General features: G+C 66.7%; 12 protein-coding genes. All 12 read left to right on the top strand.

Features of this window, described 5'->3' with window-relative positions; translation table 11 throughout:
• The first annotated feature begins 3 nt into the window (after nucleotides 1–3).
• The 12 genes from zomB (at nucleotide 4) to IRT45_RS12460 (ending at nucleotide 20,738) form a co-directional block, all read left to right on the top strand.
• Nucleotides 4–1,962 carry a flagellar motor control protein ZomB gene (gene zomB, locus IRT45_RS12515; RefSeq protein ID WP_228534229.1) on the top strand — a complete coding sequence of 653 codons (1,959 nt, stop codon included), beginning with the start codon at nucleotides 4–6 and terminating at the stop codon, nucleotides 1,960–1,962.
• Nucleotides 1,963–2,256: 294 nt separating this feature from the next.
• Nucleotides 2,257–3,255 carry an alpha/beta hydrolase gene (locus IRT45_RS12510; RefSeq protein WP_375540091.1) on the top strand — a complete coding sequence of 333 codons (999 nt, stop codon included), beginning with the start codon at nucleotides 2,257–2,259 and terminating at the stop codon, nucleotides 3,253–3,255.
• Nucleotides 3,256–3,609: 354 nt separating this feature from the next.
• Nucleotides 3,610–4,620, top strand: a complete 1,011-nt coding sequence (locus IRT45_RS12505; RefSeq protein ID WP_228534228.1) for an alpha/beta hydrolase family protein — start codon at nucleotides 3,610–3,612, stop codon at nucleotides 4,618–4,620.
• 491 nt (nucleotides 4,621–5,111) lie between these two features.
• Nucleotides 5,112–6,041, top strand: a complete 930-nt coding sequence (locus IRT45_RS12500; RefSeq protein WP_036525379.1) for an alpha/beta hydrolase family protein — start codon at nucleotides 5,112–5,114, stop codon at nucleotides 6,039–6,041.
• A gap of 234 nt (nucleotides 6,042–6,275) precedes the next feature.
• On the top strand, nucleotides 6,276–8,084 hold the full coding sequence (locus tag IRT45_RS12495) for an alpha/beta hydrolase-fold protein (RefSeq protein ID WP_194806053.1): 1,809 nt from the start codon (nucleotides 6,276–6,278) through the stop codon (nucleotides 8,082–8,084).
• Nucleotides 8,085–8,227: 143 nt separating this feature from the next.
• Nucleotides 8,228–8,776, top strand: a complete 549-nt coding sequence (locus IRT45_RS12490) for a DUF732 domain-containing protein (RefSeq protein ID WP_194806004.1) — start codon at nucleotides 8,228–8,230, stop codon at nucleotides 8,774–8,776.
• Nucleotides 8,773–9,765 carry a cutinase family protein gene (locus tag IRT45_RS12485; protein ID WP_194806003.1) on the top strand — a complete coding sequence of 331 codons (993 nt, stop codon included), beginning with the start codon at nucleotides 8,773–8,775 and terminating at the stop codon, nucleotides 9,763–9,765. The genes IRT45_RS12490 and IRT45_RS12485 overlap by 4 nt, the downstream gene beginning before the upstream one ends.
• A 138-nt stretch (nucleotides 9,766–9,903) precedes the next feature.
• A complete protein-coding gene (locus tag IRT45_RS12480) occupies nucleotides 9,904–10,938 on the top strand; it encodes an LLM class F420-dependent oxidoreductase (RefSeq protein WP_036497022.1) in 1,035 nt (344 codons plus the stop codon).
• Between the two features lie 242 nt (nucleotides 10,939–11,180).
• The gene (gene fadD32, locus IRT45_RS12475) at nucleotides 11,181–13,103 is read left to right on the top strand and encodes a long-chain-fatty-acid--AMP ligase FadD32 (protein ID WP_194806002.1); all 1,923 of its coding nucleotides are present in this window, start codon (nucleotides 11,181–11,183) and stop codon (nucleotides 13,101–13,103) included.
• 244 nt (nucleotides 13,104–13,347) lie between these two features.
• Nucleotides 13,348–18,822 (top strand): polyketide synthase Pks13, encoded by a 5,475-nt coding sequence (gene pks13 / locus IRT45_RS12470; protein WP_194806001.1) that lies wholly within the window; start codon nucleotides 13,348–13,350, stop codon nucleotides 18,820–18,822.
• A complete protein-coding gene (locus IRT45_RS12465) occupies nucleotides 18,819–20,363 on the top strand; it encodes an acyl-CoA carboxylase subunit beta (protein WP_194806000.1) in 1,545 nt (514 codons plus the stop codon). Before pks13 ends, IRT45_RS12465 begins: the two co-directional genes overlap by 4 nt.
• Before the next feature lie 174 nt (nucleotides 20,364–20,537).
• Nucleotides 20,538–20,738 carry a DUF5988 family protein gene (locus IRT45_RS12460; RefSeq protein ID WP_036497026.1) on the top strand — a complete coding sequence of 67 codons (201 nt, stop codon included), beginning with the start codon at nucleotides 20,538–20,540 and terminating at the stop codon, nucleotides 20,736–20,738.
• Nucleotides 20,739–20,825 lie beyond the last annotated feature (87 nt).

Genomic DNA, 20,825 nt, shown 5'->3' with positions numbered 1-20,825 from the left:
GAGATGCTGGTAGCGGGAGACGAACACGGGGAGGGGGCAGACGCGGAGTCGTCCGATCGCGCACTACAGCGCGACGGCGATGCCGCGCGCCGCTTTTCGGTGCTCTCCCGCACGGTATTCGTCGGTGGGGTGCTCGTCACCGTCGTGTTGTTCGGTATCGGTGCCTGGCAACGGCGCTGGATCGCCGACGACGGCCTGATCGTCCTGCGCACCGTGCGCAATCTGCTGGCCGGAAACGGCCCGGTCTTCAACGCCGGCGAGCGGGTGGAGACCAACACCAGCGCGGCCTGGACCTATGTGATCTGGTTCTTCAGCTGGGTCAGCGACGCCCGGCTCGAGTACGTCAGTTTGTTTGTCGCGCTGACCCTTTCCCTGCTGGCGGTCGTCTTCGCCATGGTGGGTTCGGCGCGGCTGTGGCGCCCGTTCACCGGCACCGCGCCGACACTGCTGCTGCCCGCCGGTGCACTGGTCTACATCGCCGTTCCGCCGGCCCGCGACTACGCCACCTCGGGCCTGGAGAACTGCCTGGTCATCTTCTGGCTCGGCGTGCTGTGGTGGTTGCTGCTGCGCTGGAGTCAGGACGAGAAGCCCCGTCTGGCACCCCTTCTCGTGGCCGGCTTCTGGGCCGGTTTGTGCTGGGTGGTCCGGCCGGAGATGACCGTCATCGGTGGTCTGGCCCTGCTCATGCTGTTCTTCGCGCCGGTGCCGCGTATCCGGTTGCGCCCGGTGCTGATTCGCGCGCTGCTGGTGGCGGTCGGCGGCGCGGTGCCGGTCGGCTATCAGATCTGGCGCATGGGCTATTACGGCCTGCCCTATCCGAACACCGCGGTGGCCAAGGAGGCCGGCGGCGCCAAATGGGGTCAGGGCCTGAAATATCTGTGGGATCTGATCGGCCCGTACTACCTGTGGATTCCGCTGCTGATCCTCGTCGTGGTGGTCGCGGTGCTGCTGCGCGGCCGGCGCCGGCGCACGAGCGGCGCCACCGCGGCCGCCGATGCCGGGCGATGGGTCCGGCTGCGGCGATGGCTGCGCTCCCCGGCAGCGGTGGTGACCCTGATGGTCGGCGGCGGCCTGCTGCTCGTGCTGTTCAACATGCGGGTCGGTGGCGACTTCATGCATGGCCGCATGCTGCTGCCGCAGCTGTTCTGCCTGCTGCTGCCGGTGTCGGTGCTGCCGGTCCGGTTGCCGGTCGGCGAACGGTCCGGATGGCTGCGGTGGTCGTTCGCGCTGCCGCTGATCGCCTGGGTGGGAACGGTCGGCTGGGCGCTGTTCGCGGCCAATACGACCGCCGACACCTCGGGCGGGCAGATCAGCGCCTCGGGCATCGTGGACGAGCGGATCTACTACGTGCTCAACAGCGGGCACGACCATCCGGTACTGGCCGAGGACTACCTGGACTACCCGCGCATGCGGGCGATGCTGCAGGACATCGCCGCCACGCCGGACGGCGGACTGTTGATCAACTCGCCGTCGTTCATGATGTGGTACGTCGCGCCGCCGCCGCTGCCGATTCCGCCCGGCGGGTACGGGCACACCGTCTACTTCCTCAACCTGGGCATGACCAGCATGAACGTCCCGTTGAGCGTGCGCGTCATCGACCAGGAGGGCTTGGCCTATCCGCTGGCCGCCCATACCGACCGCCTGGCCGACGGACGTATCGGACACGACAAGAACCTGTATCCGGACTGGGTGATCGTCGATACCGGTATGGTCGACCAGCATCCGTGGATGCCGTGGTTCCTCGACGAGAAGTGGGTACGCCAGGCGCGGACCGCGCTGTCGTGCCCGGCCACCCAGGACCTGCTGGCCTCCTATCGAGCGCCGCTGACCAGGGATCGGTTCAAGCACAACATCATCCAGTCGCTGCATTTCGCGAAGTACCGCATCGACCGGGTGCCCAAATACGAGATCCAGCGTTGCCACCTGGTGGACCCGACGACACCGCCTCCGGTGCCGAACTAGACCGCCGACGGCAACGAAGAAGTCGTGTATTAGTCTCGGTTTGATAACGCCGACGTATCGATTTCACGATACGCTCGGTGACGGACGTCCGTCGGGGGCGCATTTCCGCATGCGCACGGGTGATCATTCGCAGAGAAGAACAGCGGTCGGACGGGCCGCGCTACGGGAAAGGCCGGACAGGGTATGCGAGGCGTGACTGTGCGATGGGTGCAGCAGAGACGTCGGAGACGGTCGCAGCAGCCGTCGGCGCCTCATCGAACCGGATGGCTCAAGCGGTCCGCGGTAGGTGTGGCTTTGGCGACGTTGCTGCCGTTCGGGGTGTCGGTGGCAGAGGCCGGGCATGCGGCCGCGGCCTTCAATCCGACGGGTATCGACTTCTGGGTCGATTCGTCGATGGGCCCGATCAAGTCGCGCATCTTCCGTGCGGCCGACGGCAATACCGGACGGGTGGTGTACGCCCTCGACGGTATGCGCGCCCAGGGCGACATCAGCGGCTGGGAGAAGGAAACCAACATCATCCCGGCGTTGGTCAACGCCAACATCAACGTGGTGATGCCGGTCGGCGGTCCGTCGAGCTTCTACGCCGACTGGAACGCGCCGAGCAACTTCTTCGGAATCGATACCGGTTCGGTCGGTTCGTCCGGCTCGGCCTCGACCGGCTCCGCGATGACCGGTTCCTCGAACTACAACGAGACGCTGGGCAAGGTCAACACCTACAAGTGGGAAAGCTTCCTCACCCAGGATCTGCCCAACGCCCTGAGCGCGCGGATGGGCTTCAGCTCGCACCGCAACGGCGTTTTCGGCCTGTCGATGGGTGGTAGCGCCGCCCTGACGCTGGCCGCGTACCACCCGGACCAGTTCAGCTACGCCGGCTCGTTCTCGGGCTACCTGAACATCTCGGCGCCCGGTATGCGTGAGGCCATGCGCGTGGCGATGCTGAGCGCCGGTGGGTACAACATCGACGCGATGGCACCGCCGTGGGGCCCGCAGTGGTTGCGGATGGATCCGTTCGTGTTCGCGCCGCGATTGAAGGCCAACAACACTCGACTGTGGGTCGCGGCCGGTAGCGGCATTCCGTCGGCGCAGGACGCGGTCGCCCCGCTCGACATCATCCAGGGGTCGCCGCTGGAGGCGTTGGCGCTGGCCAACACCCGTGCCTTCCAGGTACGCATGATGACCCTGGGTGCCGGCAACGTCACCTACGACTTCCCGAACGTGGGTGTGCACAACTGGCACAACTGGGAGGACGAGGTCTACCGGATGCTCCCGGATATGTCGGCCAATATCGGCTGATTTCAGCACGACTCACGGCCCCGCGGCGGACTTCCGCTGCGGGGCTGCGTCGTATCCGGGGTCGGCGATGCGTTGTGTCGCAGATCACCTTTCGGACTATTTCCGCGTCGAATCATTTGGTCGCGCTACCGGATCACCGATACTCGATTGGTATCGAAGAACCCTCAGTGCAGCGGCGAGTGCCTTCGCCGGAACGCTTGTGTCTGTGTTGTCCGGAATGAGCGGTGGCTCGTGCGGAGTGGGATCGGGTGCGACCGCCGCTTCAGGTGAAAGGTCGTGTCGATGCGATTTGCGCACAGGAAGCCGTCACTCGGAGGTAGGTCCGGTTCGTGGCTCAGGCGTTCGGCGCTGGGCATGGCATTGGCACTGTTGCTGCCGCTGGGAGTTTCGGTACTCGGCAACGGCGCGAGCGCGTCGGCGGCATTCGACCCGTCGGGGTTCGACTTCTGGGTGGATTCGCCGGTCATGGGTGCGGTGAAGTCCCGGGTTTTCCGGGCGAAGGACGGCAACACCGATCGCGTGGTCTACGCGCTCGACGGTTTGCGGGCCCCGCAGAACCTCAACGGCTGGGAGATCGAGACGAATGTCGCGCAGGTCCTGACCGATTGGAATATCAACGTCGTGATGCCGGTCGGCGGCCAATCCAGTTTCTACGCGGACTGGAATGCGCCCAGCTCGTTCTTCGGCATCCCGCCGAGCAATTTCGGTTCGGTCAACACCGGATCCGGTGCGACCGAGGCATTCCTGGGCGGGCCGGGGAAGGACTATCGCTACGACTGGGAGACGTTCCTGACCGGCCAGTTGCGCAATGCCCTGCGCGATCGGCTCGGATTCCGGGCGAGCCGCAACGGCGCGTTCGGATTGTCGATGGGCGGTAGCGCGGCGCTGACGCTGGCGGCGTATCACCCGGACCAGTTCAGCTTCGCCGGATCGTTCTCGGGATATCTGAACATTTCCGCCCCCGGTATGCGCGAGGCGATTCGGATGGCGATGGTCGACGCCGGTGGGTACAACGTCGATTCGATGGCTCCGCCGTGGGGCCCGCAGTGGCTGCGGATGGACCCGTTCGTTTTCGCGCCGCGCTTGATCGCGAACAACACCCGGCTCTGGATCGCCGCCGGCAGCGGTGTGCCGTCGCAGGAGGATCTGGGCCTGCCGCTGCCGGCGGCTGCCGACCACATCATGCGGGGTGCGCCGCTGGAGGTGCTGGCATTGGCGAATACCCGGGCCTTCCAGGTGCGGATGATGACGCTGGGCGCGACCAACGCGGTGTATTCGTTCCCGAATGCCGGTGTGCACGACTGGTTCAACTGGCAAGCCGAGGCATACCGGATGATTCCGGACCTTTCGGCGAATATCGGCTGAACATCCGCTACCCACGGGCCCCGGCCGAAACCGCCGGGGCCCGTGGCATGTTGGGCGTTTCCTGGTGAATTTCACCGGCGCAGTAGTTGATTCGTCATTTCACGCTGTCATTTCCGGGCGGACGCGATAGGGTCACTGCACGATTACGAATGGCGCACGGGCGGATTTCAGCCACCCGGCCGGGTCCGTGTTGCTAACGATTGGGCGGTCGAATATCGTCCAGCGAGCGCAAGTGTGACCGTTCGTAGCCGCGGCGTCGCTCATGTCGAAAGGTCGGGTTCGACGTGAGTGCAGATCATGCCGTCGTCGACGGAAGTGGTCGTGGCGCGGCGACAACAGCAGACAGCAGCAGAAAGAGAGCAGTATCCATGCGTTTCGGCAGGTCGGCCGCGCCGGTTTCGCATTCGGCGCTCGCGCCGGAGTCAGCCCCCAGAGGGCGGCGAGGCGCTCAGCGTGGTTGGCGCACACGTCTTCTCGCTGCGGGTGCCGCGATGGCACTCCCGATCGCGGCGGGCATCATGGCTCCGGCCGCCATCGCCGCTCCCGTTCACGCACCCGTGCACCAGACTCCCGCGGGCGGCTACGACGAACTGATGGTTCCGTCGAGCATGGGCCCCATCAAGGTGCAGGTGCAGTGGGCGCGCAACGGCGGTAACGCCGCACTGCTGCTGCTGGACGGCCTGCGTGCCCGCGACGACCGCAACGCGTGGTCGTTCGAGACCAACGCCCAGCAGATGTTCGGCAACGACAACGTCACCCTGGTGATGCCGGTGGGTGGCCAGTCCAGCTGGTACGCCGACTGGCAGGGCCCGAGCAACACCAACGGCCAGAAGTTCACCTACAAGTGGGAAACCTTCCTCACCAAGGAACTTCCGGACTTCCTCAGCAATTACGGCGTTTCGCGGACCAACTACGCGGTCGCCGGTCTGTCGATGAGTGGTCCGGCGGCGTTGCGCCTGGCGGCATTCCACCGCGACCAGTTCAAGTACGCGGCCTCGTTCTCGGGCCCGCTGAACTGGAACGCCCCCGGTATGCGCGAGGCGATTCGCGTGATGATGCTCGACGCCGGCCGCTTCAACGTCGACTCGATGGCCGCGCCGTGGAGCCCGCAGTGGCTGCGTTCGGACCCGATGGTGTTCGCGCCGCAGTTGCGCGGTCTGCCGATGTACATCTCGGCCGCCAGTGGTCTGCCGGGTCAGTACGACCACCCGAACGGTCTCGTCGGTGCGTTCAACACCGGTAACGCCATGGGCATCGAGTTGATCTCGATGGTCAGCACCCACTCGTTCAAGGCTCGACTGGACTCGCTGGGCATTCCGGCCGCCTACGACTTCCCGCCGACCGGCACCCACGCCTGGCTCTACTGGCAGGACGAGCTGGCCAAGGCTCGCACGGGCATCCTGGCCGCACTGAACGCCTGATCAAGGCCCGCAACAGCACCTGAACTCGGCGCCGCGCAGATCCGATCTGCGCGGCGCCGACATGTTGCGGGCTATCCCAGGTTGCCTTGTGCGCTGCCATTTCTCAGGTTTGCTGTCCGCGCGTCCTACCGCCTCGAGCGGTCCCGGCGCGGTACAACATCTCCTGTGGCAGGTGTGGTTTCCGGTAGCCGGGGGACGCTGCGTCGTGGCCGTTGGGGCAGGCGACGGCTGGCGATGCTGGCCGCCGCCGTGGTCGTGCCGATCGCATCCGGGATCACCATCGCACCGCTGCCGGCATTCGCCGAACCCGCCGCGGTGCCGGCCCCGGCCGCGGCGACCGTCGAAAAGGTTGTCTGGCTGACCGAGCGTCGCGTCGCGCTGTGGGTGAATTCGCCGTCCATGGGTTCGCCGGTCCAGGTGCAACTGCTGCTGGCCCGGGACTGGAATTCCCGTCCGGACGCGCGATTCCCGCTGCTGTTCATGCTCGACGGCCTGCGCGCCCAGGACGACGAGAGCGGCTGGACCAAGGATGCCGGCGCCGTCGACTTCTACGCCGACAAGAACGTCACCGTGGTCCTGCCGATCGGCGGCCAGTCGAGCTTCTATTCCGACTGGGCGCAGCAGGACAACGGCAAGAACTACAAGTGGGAAACCTTCCTGACCAAGGAGCTGCCGCCGCTGCTGGAAAACCAGTGGCGTGCCACCGATGCGCATGGCGTGGAAGGTCTTTCGATGGGCGGTACGGCCGCGATGTTCCTCGCCGGGCGCAATCCCGGCTGGGTGAAGTACGCGGCCTCCTATTCGGGTTTCCTGACCACCACGAGTGTGGGTATGCCACAGGCGATCATGTTCGCGATGCGCGACGCCGGCGGATTCGACGCCAACGCCATGTGGGGGCCGCCGACGAATGCCGAATGGTCCGAACACGATCCGTATCAGCTGGCGCCCAAGCTCAAGGGCGTCAGCATGTACGTCTCCGCCGGCAGCGGCACCACGGGCGCCTACGACAAGCCGTCCGATATTCCGGGTATCAGCACCAATTACGCCGGGATGGGCCTGGAGATGCTGTCCCGGTTGACCAGTCAGAACTTCGTCGACAAGCTGAACAAGCTGTCGATTCCGGTGCAGGCCAATTACCGCCCCTCCGGCACACATTCGTGGCCGTACTGGGATTTCGAGATGCGTCAGTCGTGGCCCCAGGCCGCGGCCGCGCTCGGCGTGGAGGCCGACAAACCGGCGTGCGCGGTGAACGGCGCGGTCGCCGCGGCCGTGCAGATCGACACGTGGCTGGGTGACTGCGTCACCGGCGAGTACCAGGTGACCAACGGCAACGCGCAGGACTTCAAGGGCGGCCGGATGTTCTGGTCGCAGGCCACCGGCGCCCATGCCGTGGCGGGGGCGATCGGCGGGACCTATCAGGCCACGGGCGGACCGGGCGGCCCGCTGGGCCTGCCCACCTACGCCGAACAGCCGCTGCCGGACGGGCAGGGCCGCTTCCAGACTTTCCAGGGTGGTTCGGTGTACTGGTCGCCGCAGACGGGCGCGCAGGTGATCCGCGGGGCGATTCTGGCCGAATGGCAGCGGCAGGGCTTCGAACGCGGCCCCGCCGGCTATCCGACCGGCCCGGAGGCCAGGACGCCGAACAAGGACGGCGTGGTGCAGGGCTTCCAGGGCGGGCCGATGTACTTCAGCGACAAGACCGGGGCGCACCGGGTGCAAGGCCTGATCCTCGGCAAGTACGCGCAGATGGGCTTCGAGAACAGCTGGCTCGGTTTTCCGGCGGCCGAAGAGCAGCCGACCAAGGATCTGGGCCGCTACAGCAAATTCGAGAGCGGCAACATCTACTGGAGTCCGCTCTCCGGGGCGTGGGCCGTGCGCAACGGCCCGATCATGGACGCATGGGGCCAGCAGGGCTTCGAGAGCGGCAAACTCGGTTATCCGATCAGCGACGAGTTCCCGGTCCCCGGCGGCGTCCAGCAGAATTTCCAGACCGGATTCGTCGTCGTTCGCGACGGCAAGCCCCCCGAGGTGCATGGGGCCTAGGGCGATAAATCACCTTTAAGTGGTTGATGAGGGTTCCGGCCATGGGATCCCTGTCCGCGCCGGTTGCCGTTAACCTGGAGCGCGACCTGCTAGGCCTTGGAAGAAGCTCTAGCCTTTAGCGAACTAGATCGAGGACACGATTCATGCTTCGGACCCGTCCGGTCGGAGAACGGTACATCGCTGGTGGCAAGGTCGCCGGCATCGCGGTCGCGCTGGCGGCCACCGGATTACTGGCCGCCTGCGGCGGTAACGATTCCACGGCGTCGAGCACGCCCACGTTGAAGCCGTCCACCACGACGGCCACGGTCCCGGCGGCCCAGAGTGCGCCGAACAGCGCACCGGCGGCGCCCGAGCCCAGCCAGGAGCAGGCCCCGGCCACCAGCACCGCGAACGAACGTCCGGAGCCGGCGCAGCCGACCTCGGCCGAGAGCGCCCCGCTGTCGGCGAAGGACCAGGCCTATCTGGACGAGTTGAAGAAGCGCGGGGTGAATCCGTCCAGCCCGGACATCGCGATCACCGCGGCCAACTACGTCTGCCAGAGCAAGGCGAGCGGCGCCTCCGATCAAGAGGTCAAGACGTTCGTGAACGCGATGGCGGGCACCGACCCGTCCTTCGATCCGCAGAAGATGTCGGTTGAACAGGCGGGCCAGATCTACATCGACGTCGCGACCCAGTCCTACTGCAACAAGTGACCGCGCGACGTCGTTCCGGATATGCCGGGGGCGGTCGCGGCCGCAACCGGCGCCCGGGTTGTCTGCTGTTCGTGCTGATCGCGGTCCTGGTGGCGATCGTGGCGCTGGTGCTGTGGTTCGTGCTCGCGGGCCGGTTGCACGTCCCGAAGCCGGGACCGTCGAAGCCGGGTAAGCCCACCAGCCAGCCGGCGTCCTGCCCGGATGTGCAGTTACTGGCGATTCCCGGCACCTGGGAGTCGAACAGCAACGACGATCCGCACGATCCGACGGCCAATCCGGCGTCGCTGATGCTGCATGTGACCAACCCCGTGCGGCAGCAGTTCCCGGAGTCCCGGCTCGACGTCTACACCGTTCCCTACGTCGCGCAATTCTCGAATCCGATCGCGATTCCGCCGGACGGTCAGACGTCCTACAACACCAGCCGGTCCGAGGGCACCCAGCGTGCGCTGGCGGAACTGACCGATATGTCGAAGAACTGCCCGCTCACCAGCTATGTGATCGCCGGATTCTCCCAGGGCGCCGTGATCGCCGGTGATATCGCGGCTCAGATCGGCGCCGGGCAGGGTCCGGTCGCCGCCGACCAGGTTCTCGGCGTCACGCTGATCGCTGACGGCCGCCGCGTGAACGGCCCCGGACAGGCCGGTGAGATCGGGGTCTCCCCGCCCGGCGTGGGCGCGGAGGTCGCGCTGAAGGGCCTGTCGGTTCCGGGTATCACGATGACCGGGCCGCGCGGCGGGTTCGGTGCGCTGGCCGGGCGCACGAACACCATCTGCGCTCCCGGGGATCTGATCTGCGACGCCCCGCCGCAGGCGCTGAATCCGCTGAATATCGTGCCCAGCCTGATGACCCTGGTGCATGCCGTCGGCAATCCGGTGCACAGTCTCTACAACACGTTCCAGGTGGACGATCAGGGCACCACCGCCACCCAGTGGACGACCGCCTGGGCCGAGGGTCTGATCAAGGACGCCCCCCACCCGCCGCACGGCTGACAACCAGCGGTGACCGCGGTCGCCGGAGGTCCCGGAGAAAAAGTAAACCCGAGGGTCACTCAGATTTTGGTGAAGGCTGTAAAGTGCAGCGATGATCGCGCCACAGCGCACATCCGCACAGCCAGGAGCAGAGAGTTCATGACAGAAGCCGCCGCCGCCGGCGCGACCAGCGGTGTCGAGATGACCGCGCTGGGTGTTCCGGCGCGCGCGTTCCGATTCGCTGCTGCAGGTGAGGGAAATCAGCAGGAGGGCGGTGCGCGGAAATTCGTCAAGCTCGCCCAGCAGGCCGAGGAATACGGATACGACTCCTTCGCGATTCCGGATCACCTCGGCCCCCAGGTCGGGCCGATCGCCGCGCTCGGCGCGCTCGCCGTGGCCACCGACCGCATCCGGATCGGAACTTCGGTGCTGGCCAATGGTTTCCGGCATCCGGTGGTGCTGGCCAAGGACGCCGCGACGATCGATGTGCTCTCGCGCGGGCGGCTCGAACTCGGTGTCGGCGCGGGCTGGATCAAGAGCGAATTCGACGCCGCCGGGCTGCCCTACGAATCGCCGGGCGTGCGATTGGAGAAGCTGGACGAGGCGCTGACCATTCTCGACGTGCTCCTGCGCGGGCAGGAATGCCATTTCGAGGGCAAGCACTATCAGGTGCGTGGCATCAAGGGCACGCCGCGGCCGCGGCAGGGCCCGCGTCCGCCGCTGGTGACCGGTGGTGGCGGCCCCAAGATGTTGCGGCTGGCCGCCAAGCACGCCGACATCATCTCGGTGGTGCCGCGCACGACCAAGACCGGTAAGGGCCTGCTGTCGGGAATCACCCTCGAGAAGACCATCGAGAAGGTGAATCTCATCAAGGAGGCCGCCGGAGACCGGTTCCCCGAGATCGAACTCAACTGGACCGTCACCGCCGTCGTGATCACCGACGATCGTGAGCGCACGGCGGAGATGGCGTTGGCCGCCCTCGACAAGGGTTTGCACCCGGATCTCGAGGTCGATGTCCAGCTGTCGGTGGAAGACATCCTGAATTCGCCCTATGTGGCCATCGGCACATTCGAGGAGATCGCCGAGCAGATCCGTAACGTGCGGCGATTGACATCGATGTCCTATGTCGGAGTGTTTCCGACCCAGATGGATGCTTTCGCACCGGTGATCCCCTTGCTGCGAGAGGAGCCGTAGCGAGTCGCCACCGTGCAAGCCGGGGAATCGTTCGGCTCGCTCCGGAGACCGCTTCGGGGCCTGCTCTGTAACATGTCCCTGGCTCGAGTACATCTAGCCGATAGGTGGTCACCGCGCAGACCACCGGAAAAAGCTGCAGGCAAGCTCTCGCACCACAGAGCGCCCGCGGGTGAAAGAGAGTCGGGGCCTCACAGGTAACAGCGGCCATGTCGCCGTGCTGCGTGTGCCTCGGAGGAGAAGGAATGACGGACGAGACTTTCGACGATTACCTGGACGAAACCGGGAACATCAGAATTCCCGAGGGCCGCACCCTGGTCGATTACGTCGAGAAGCACACCCGCAACGATGCGAACGATCTTGCGTATCGCTATATCGACTACTCCCGCGAGCGCGACGGGGAGTATCAGGACCTGACCTGGAAGGAATTCGGCGTCCGGCTGCGCGCGGTGGCCGCTCGCCTGCAACAGGTGACCAAACCGGGCGACCGGGTGGCGATTCTGGCGCCGCAGGGCCTGGACTATGTGATCTCCTTCTTCGCCGCCATCTACGCCGGCACCATCGCCGTGCCGCTGTTCGATCCGGACGAGCCGGGCCACACCGACCGGCTGCACGCCGTACTGGGCGACTGCAAGCCGGCGGCGATTCTGACGGCCAGCTCCTCGGCCGCCGGCGTGCGCCAGTTCTTCCGGCCGCTGCCGGCCGCGCAGCGTCCGCGCATCATCGCCGTCGACGCGGTGCCCGACACGCTCGGCGAGTCCTGGGTGCGGCCGGATCTGGCCGTCGACGACATCGCCTACCTGCAGTACACATCGGGTTCGACCCGGACCCCGGCCGGTGTGGAGATCACCCACCGCGCGGTCGGCACCAACCTGCTGCAGATGGTCAACGCCATCAACCTGGACTGGAATTCGCGCGGTGTCACCTGGCTGCCGCTGTACCACGACATGGGCCTGCTGTGCGTGATCCTGCCGGCCATCGGCGGCAAGTACATCACCATCATGTCGCCGAGCGCCTTCGTCCGTCGCCCGGGCCGCTGGATCTCCGAGCTCGCCGCGGTATCCGACGGCGCCGGCACGTTCGCCGCCGCGCCGAACTTCGCCTTCGAGCACGCCGCGGCGCGCGGTCTGCCGAAGAACGGCGAAACGCTGGATTTGTCGAACGTGATCGGTCTGATCAACGGCAGCGAGCCGGTGACCACCTCGTCGATGAAGAAGTTCAACGAGGCGTTCGCCCCGTACGGCCTGCCGAAGACCGCGATCAAGCCCTGCTACGGCATGGCCGAGGCGACGCTGTTCGTCTCCGCGACGCGGGCCGAGGACGAGGCCAAGGTCATCTACGTCGACCGCAACGAGCTCAACGCCGGACGTGTGGTGAAGGTCGACCAGGGCGCGCCGAACGCCATCGCGCAGGTGAGCTGTGGCTACATCGCGCTGTCGCAGTGGGCCGCGATCGTCGACCCGGAATCGATCGACGATCCGGAGGGCGCGCAGGAGCTGCCCGAGGGCCGCGTCGGCGAAATCTGGTTGCACGGCAACAACATCGGCATCGGCTACTGGGGTCGCGAGGAGGAAACTCGCAAGACCTTCAAGAACCTGCTGACCAACCGCCAGATCGAGGGCTCGCACGCCGCGGGCACGCCCGACGACGCGATCTGGCTGCGCACCGGCGACTACGGCGTCTACGTCGACGGCGAGCTGTACATCACCGGCCGCGTCAAGGACCTGGTGATCGTCGACGGCCGCAACCACTACCCGCAGGACCTGGAGTTCTCCGCGCAGGAGGCCAGCAAGATGCTGCGCCCGGGCTTCATCGCGGCGTTCTCGGTGCCGGCCAATCAGCTGCCGGCCGAGGTCTTCGCCGCCGACAGCCACGCCGGTCTGAAGTACGACGCCGACGATGCCTCCGAGCAGCTGGTGATCGTGGCCGAGCGGGGGCCGGGCGCGCACAAGGCCGACCCGCAGCCGATCGCCGACGCGGTGCGCGGTGCGCTGTCGCAGCGGCACGGCGTGACCGTGCGCGATGTGCTGCTGGTGCCCGCGGGTTCGATTCCGCGTACCTCGAGCGGCAAGCTGGCGCGCCGGGCGTGCCGGGCCGCGTATCTGGAGGGCACTCTGCGCGGTGGCTATCAGCAGCAGGCCTTCCCCGACGCACCGGACGAAGAGTAAGTCGTGCTCCCGGTGATTTCCCACCGTGCCGAGATCGGGGTTTCTCGTCGCCCCGGCCGGTCCGTTGGTCGCTGTGACGTGCCCGTTCGACGGGCCCGGCCGGCATCCGGCGGCGGTGTGGAATCACCGGGAAGCGTGCGCTGTGTGGCGAGTTGTCCACAATCCGCCACTTATCCACATGACGGCGAATCGGCTGTCAATCCCCGCCCGCGCAACATTCGCACACAGGTAGCTTGAGGAATTGATGGCTGACAACGAGGGCACCCAGACGACGGAAACCAGTGGCGTCACCGCCGCCGAGACCACCGGCGACGCGAACGCCGAGGTGGAGCAGACCACTGCGACCGAACAGAGTGTGACCGAGCCGGGCGGTGCGGCGAAATCCGGCGGCACCGATATGTCGGTGGCCGAGCTGCGCGAGTGGCTGCAGCGCTGGGTCGCCGACGCCACCGGCCAGCCGGTGGAGCAGATCACGGTGGACCGGCCGATGGAGGAATTCGGCCTGGCCTCCCGTGACGCCATCGCCCTGGGCGGTGATATCGAAGAGCTCACCGGCGTCCTGCTGAATGCGACGATCGTCTATCAGCATCCGACGATCGCGGCGCTCGCCGAGCGGATCATCAACGGTGAGCCGGAGACGCCGGAGGAGGCCGCGGACGACGCCTTCTACACCGCCGGATATCAGCCCGGCGCGGCGCACGATATCGCCATCGTCGGTCTCTCCACCCGTTTGCCCGGAGCCGGCGATACGCCCGAGTCGACGTGGGACTTTCTGATCAACCGGGGTGACGGCATCCGGGATCTGCCCGAGGGCCGGTGGTCCGAATTCCTGGCCGATCCGGATATCGCGGCGGCCGTCGAGAACGGCAATACCCTCGGCGGCTACCTGGATCAGGACGTGATCAAGGGCTTCGACGCGGAATTCTTCGCGATGTCGCCCGTCGAGGTCGAGCGTGTCGATCCGCAGCAGCGGCTCATGATGGAGCTGACCTGGGAAGCGTTGGAGCACGCGCGAATTCCGGCGAATACCCTCAAGGGCGAATCGGTCGGCGTGTTCATCGGTACCTCGACCAACGATTTCCAACTCGTTGCGTCGCTGGGACTGGGGCAATCCGACCCTGACGCTCCGGCCTCCGCCGATGCGTACGCACTGACCGGCGCCGCCACTTCGATTGTCGCGAACCGTGTCTCCTACTTCTACGACTTCCGCGGGCCTTCGGTCGCCGTCGACACCGCGTGTTCCTCCACCATGGTCGCCGTCCACGATGCGGTACGAGCGCTGCGCAACGGAGACGCCGACGTCGCGCTCGCCGGTGGCGTGAATATGCTTCTGGCCCCGGCGATCACACTCGGATTCGACTCGATCGGTGCGGTATCGAAGGACGGTCATATCAAGGCGTTCTCCTCCGATGCCGATGGCATGGTCCGCAGTGAGGGTGCGGGCATGATCGTGCTCAAGCGGCTAGCCGATGCCGAACGTGACGGCGACCGCATTCTCGCCGTGGTCAAGGGGACAGCGGTCAACTCCGACGGCCGCTCCAACGGAATTTTCGCGCCCAATCCGGACGCGCAGGCCGATGTGCTGCGGCGCGCCTACCGGGATGCCGGGATCGCGCCCTCGTCCGTTGACTACATCGAGGCGCACGGCACCGGCACTCCGATCGGCGATCCGATCGAGGCCGACGCGCTCGGCCGGGTGATCGGGCGCGGTCGCGAGGACGACCGACCCGTACTGCTGGGTTCCGCGAAGACCAACTTCGGCCACCTCGAGTCCGCGGCCGGCGCCGCGAGCCTGGCCAAGGTGATCATGGCGTTGCAGCACAACGTCATTCCGCCGAATATCGGTTATGCGGGCCCCAGCCCGTACATCCCGTTCGACCAGTCGCACCTGAAGGTCGTCGACGAGCCGACCGAGTTCCCGCGCTACAGCGGTGTCGCGACCGTCGGTGTGAGCGGCTTCGGATTCGGCGGCACCAACGCGCACCTGGTGATCCAGGAGTATGTGCGGGCCGCCGAGGCTCCGGTGAACGACGGTGCCGCGCAGGATGTTTCGGCCGAACCGGCAACTCTTGACGCGCAACTCGACAACGAGGCGACCGATGTGCTTGCCGGCGCCGAGGCGATTGTCGAAGGCACCGACCCGCTGGCCGAGGTGGATTCCGTTGCGGAGGCGCCGGAGTGGACCCAGGCGCGCACCGAACCGCTGCCGGTGATTGTGCCGGTCTCGGCGTACCTGCCCTCGCGCCGCCGCCGGGCCGCGAGCGATCTGGCCGACTGGCTGGAATCCGAAGCGGGGCAGGCGACTCCACTGGAAGATGTGGCGCGGTCGCTGGCCAAGCGCAATCACGGTCGTTCGCGCGGTGTCGTCGTCGCGAAGACGCACGAGGAGGCCGTGGCCGGCCTGCGCGCGATCGCCGCGGGTAAGCCCGGACCAGGTGTGTTCACCGCCGACTCGCCAGCGGCCGTCGGCCCGATGTGGGTGCTGGCCGGATTCGGCTCGCACCATCGGAAGATGGGTAAGCAGCTCTACCTGGAGAATTCGATCTTCGCCCGGACCGTGGACGAGGTCGACGAACTGGTTGTCGACGAGGCCGGATATTCGGTCAAGGAGATGATCCTCGACGACGCCCAGGACTGGGATGTGGGCACCTCGCAGGTCGGCGTGTTCACGATCCAGCTCGGTCTCGCCGCGCTGCTGCGTGCGCACGGCGCCGAACCCTTCGGCGTGGTGGGGCATTCGCAGGGTGAGGCGGCCGGCGCGTACATCTCCGGCGGTCTCCCGCTCGAGGACGCGGTGCGTGTGATTTGCGCGCGGTCGCGGCTGATGGGCGAGGGCGAACAGATGATCACCGACGACCAGGTGCGCAATATGGCCCTGGTCGAATACAGCGCCGAAGATATCGAGAAGGTGCTGCCGGAGTACCCGGATCTCGAGGTCGCGGTATACGCCGCGCCGACCAATACCGTGATCGGCGGGCCGCCGGATCAGGTGCACGCGATCGTGGCGCGCGCCGAAGCCGAGGGCAAATTCGCGCGGGTGCTGCAGACCCGCGGCGCCGGGCACACCTCGCAGATGGATCCGCTGCTGGGTGAGCTGGCCGCGGAACTGGCCGGCATCGAGCCGACCAAGGTGACCACGGATCTCTACTCGACCGTGCACAAGGCGACCGTGTACAAGGCCGGTTCGGACCCGGTGCACGATGTCGACTACTGGGTGACCAATATGCGCGGCTCGGTGTATTTCACCAACGCGATCCGCCGCGCGGTCGACGCCGGTATCACCACTTATCTGGAACTGGCGCCGAATTCCGTTGCGCTCATGCAGGTCATGGGTACGACCTTCGCCGCCGGTGTGCACAACGCGGCTCTGATCCCCACGCTCAAGCGTAAGGAGGACGAGGCCGCGGGCGTTATCTCCGCGCTGGCCCAGCTGTATGTGCAGGGTCACCCGGTCGACCTGGTCTCGCTGCTGCCCGCCGGTGACTACGCCGACGTGCCGCGAACCGCCTTCTTGCGCAAGGAATACTGGCCCAAGGTCAGCATCGCGACGGGTTCGGGCGGTGGCCGCGCGCCCGGTGCGCACGTGGCACTGCCCGACGGCCGCCATGCCTGGGAGGTGTCGGCCGCGGCCGTCACCGATCTGGCCGGTCTGGTGAATGCCGCTGCGGCGCAGGTGTTGTCGGAGGTGGCATTGGGTGCGACCGTCGCGCACTCACCGCTGCCGGCCTCCGGCACCCTGACCACCACGCTCACCCCGCATCCGGGGGGAGCCTCGGTTCAGGTTCACGTCCGCGAGGGCGCCGCGTTCCGGCTGCTGTTCGACGCGGTGGTGACCGCGAGCGCGCCGTCCACCAACGGCACCCCGGCACTCGCGGTCCAGCCCGCTCCCGCTCCGGCCGAAACCACCAACGGCACAGCCGATCTCGTCGTCGCGGAGAGTTTCGGTGACCGCTGGGATCCGAACGGTACGCAGACCGTCGAGGAACGCCTGGCGACCATCGCCGCGGAATCCATGGGTTATGCCGTGGAGGATCTGCCGATGGAGATCCCGCTGATGGAGCTGGGGCTCGACTCGCTGATGGCGATGCGGATCAAGAACCGGGTCGAATACGAATTCGACATCCCCTCGCTGCAGGTCTCCGCAGTGCGCGATGCCAGCCTCAACGAGGTGGGCAAGGTGCTGCACTACGCCATCGAGCATCGCGACGAGGTCGCCGCGATGGCGGAAAAGCAAGCCGCCGAGGGTGGTTCGCTCACCGTGGACGACAACTTCGTCGCCGCCGCGCGGGCCGCGATGGAGGCCGGGGAGGATCCAGCGGCGGCGGTGAAGCAGCAGGTGGAAGCTGCCGAGCCGAAGGCGACCGAAGCTGCCGAGCCGAGGGCGACCGATGTGGCCGAGCCGGTGGCGACTGCTGTTGGAACTGCCGGTGCAGTCACGGAATCGCGCGAGGTCGGCGAGAAGGCAAGCGCGGTAACGGGATCGGCTGATCCGGTAGCCGAGACGAGGGACGGGGCAGTCGCCGCGAAGGCGGCAGCTGCCGACGGAACCGGCGCGGCACAGGCGGCCGCCGTATTCGGTGGTGGCCAGGTCGCCGCAACCACGGAGCACGAAGCCGATGTGCCGCCGCGCGATGCGGCCGAGCGGTTGACCTTCGCCGCCTGGGCGATGGTGACCGGTAAGTCGGCCGGTGGCATCTTCAACACGTTGCCGATCCTGGACGAGGACACTGCGGAGAAGCTCGCCGCGCGCCTGTCGGATCGGGTGGGCAGCACCATCGACGTCGACGACGTGCTCGACTGCGAGACGATCGAACAACTGTCGGATATCGTTCGCCGGCACCAGGATTCGGCCACCGAGGTCGAGGGCTTCATCCGCCCGCTGCGTCCGCGGCCCGAGGGCTCGACCGCGATCCCGATCTTCGTCTTCCACCCCTCGGGCGGTAACACGCTGGTGTACGAGCCGCTGCTCAAGCGGCTGCCCGAGAACACTCCGATGTACGGCTTCGAGCGGATCGAAGGGTCGATTCCCGAGCGGGCCCGCGAATACGCCGCCGAAATCCGCAAGATCTTCCCCTCCGGTCCGTACGTCCTCTACGGCTGGTCGCTGGGTGCGGTGTTCGCACTGCAGGTCGCCCAGATCATGCGTGCCGAGGGCGACGACGTCCGGCTCGTCGGTCTGATCGACCTGGCGCTGCCGGTCGAGGACGAGGACCCGTCGCCGGAAGGCCGTCGTGCGCGGATCGAGCGATTCCAGGCGTTCGCGCAGAAGACCTACGGCATCGAGGGAGAGCTGGACGACGAGATGTTGCAGGAACTCGCGGACGCCTCCGACGAGCAGCAACTCGAAATCATCATGGGCCTGCTGAAATTCGCCGACGTGAAGATCCCCGGCGGTGTGATGGAACATCAGCGCACCTCCTGGCTCGACAGTCGCGATCTGCAGAAGGCGCAGCCGTCGCACTACGAGGGCGATGTGACGCTCTATCTCGCCGACCGCTATCACGACGGCATCATCGAGCTCGAGCCTCGTTTCGCCGATCGGCAGCCGAACGGCGGATGGGATGGTTACATCCCCAACCTGGAAGTCATCCACATCCCGGGTGACCACCTCCAGATCATCGATGAACCGCGCGTCGCGCAGATCGGTGCCGACCTCACCCGGAAATTGGCGGCGATCGGCAATACAGGCGACGATGCGCCCGGGAAGGGAGAGCAGTGAGTACGACCGCCGAGAGGCTTGCCGACCTGCGGAAGAAGCTGGAACTCGCGCAGGAACCGGCCGGCGAAGCGGGGATTGCCAAGCGGGCCAAGAAGGGGATCCCCTCCCCGCGCGAGCGGATCAACATGCTGCTGGACCCGGGTACCTTCGTGGAAATCGGTGCGCTGGTACGCAATCCGGCGGACAAGAACTCCCTTTACAGCGACGGCGTGGTCACCGGCCACGGATTGGTGGAGGGCCGCCCGGTGGCGGTGTTCTCCCACGATCAGACCGTGTACGGCGGAACGGTCGGCGAGATGTTCGGCCAGAAGGTCGCCTCGCTCATGCGTTTCGCCGCCAAGATGGGCTGCCCGCTGGTCGGCATCAACGATTCCGGTGGCGCGCGCGTGCAGGAGGCGGTGACCTCGCTGCGCTGGTACGGCGAGATGGCGATCGCCATGGAAGCACTCTCGGGTGCGGTGCCGATGGTGTCGCTGATCCTCGGCAACTGTGCCGCGGGTGCGGTGTATCAGCCGATCTGCACCGATGTCGTCATCGCGACCGAATCCGCGCACATGTTCGTCACCGGCCCGCAGATCACGCGCGAGGCCACCGGTGAGGACGTGACCGCCGATGAACTGGGCGGCGCCTACCGGCAGGCCGACTGGGGCAATATCCACCACGTCGCCAAGGACGAGAAGGCGGCGTTCGAGTGGGCGCGCGAATATCTGAGCTTCCTGCCGTCGAGCTGCCAGGAGGAACCGCCGATCGTCAATCCGGGCCTCGAGCCCGAGATCACTGACACCGATCTGGAACTGAACAGCTTCGTTCCGGACTCCGACAACGCCAGCTACGACATGCACGAGGTGTTGCTGCGGATCTTCGACGACGGTGGATTCCACGAGGTCGGGTCGGATATGGCCCGCAACATCATCACCGGATTCGCCCGGGTGGACGGCCGGTCGGTCGGCGTCGTCGCCAACCAGCCGATGTATCTGGCGGGTGCGCTCGACGCCAAGGCGTCCGACAAGGCCTCACATTTCGTCCGGATGTGCGACGCGTTCGAGATTCCGCTGGTACTGGTCGTGGATACACCCGGCTTCATGCCCGGTTTGGAACAGGAGCGGGCCGGTGTCATCAAACGTGGCGGTCGCTTCCTGTTCTCCTTCGTGGAGGCATCGGTGCCGAAGGTCACCGTCGTCGTGCGCAAGGCCTACGGCGGCGGCTGGGCGGTCATGGGGTCCAAGGCCCTCGGCGCGGATGTGTACTTCGCCTGGCCGACGGCCCGGATCGCCGTGATGGGTGCGGAGCAGGCGGTCGGCCTGGTCGGCCGTCGCCAGCTGGAGGCGGCGCCGGAGGATCAGCGCGAGGCCATCCGCAAACAGATGATCGACTTCTACAACGCGACCGCCGCCACCCCGTGGCCCGCGGCCGAGCGCGGCTACATCGATGCGGTCATCGAACCCTCGGCGACCCGCTTGGAGATCCGCAAGGCCCTGACGCTGCTGCGCGACAAGCGCCTGCAGCGCAACCCGCGCAAACATCACCTGCTGCCGCTGTAGACCGGCACCCGAGCACACGGCGCCACCCGTACCGGAGATCCCGGACGGGTGGCGTTGTCGGATACGGCGGTGGCAGTGAGCGGCACCTGCGGTTACGCCCGGTTGAACGCCGGGTAGCGCGTGTCTTTCGTGGAATCGCCCGGTCGGCGGGCCGCCATATGAGAGCCTTCAGCTATGGGTAGCTCACCGAAGGCTGTACTCGAAGGCGGGCCGGCCGACCTGCCGCACCGCATCGTTCCCATCACCCCACCCGGCATCGAATTACGCGTGCAGAACGCCGGTGGCTACGAACGCTTCAAATCCACACCACGCCGCCAGGACACCCCTGAAGGCAATCTCCCCGTCTACGAATGGATCGAACACGTCGACGTGTAGGGCGGGCAACCCCACATCGCCGCATACGACGACGGCGGGCGGCGCACGATATGTGCGCCGCCCGCCGTCGTTCGTCGGGACTACCGA

The sequence above is a fragment of the Nocardia sp. BSTN01 genome, from assembly GCF_015354405.1.
Lineage (GTDB): Bacteria > Actinomycetota > Actinomycetes > Mycobacteriales > Mycobacteriaceae > Nocardia.
This window is presented reverse-complemented; position numbering and strand designations above follow the sequence as displayed.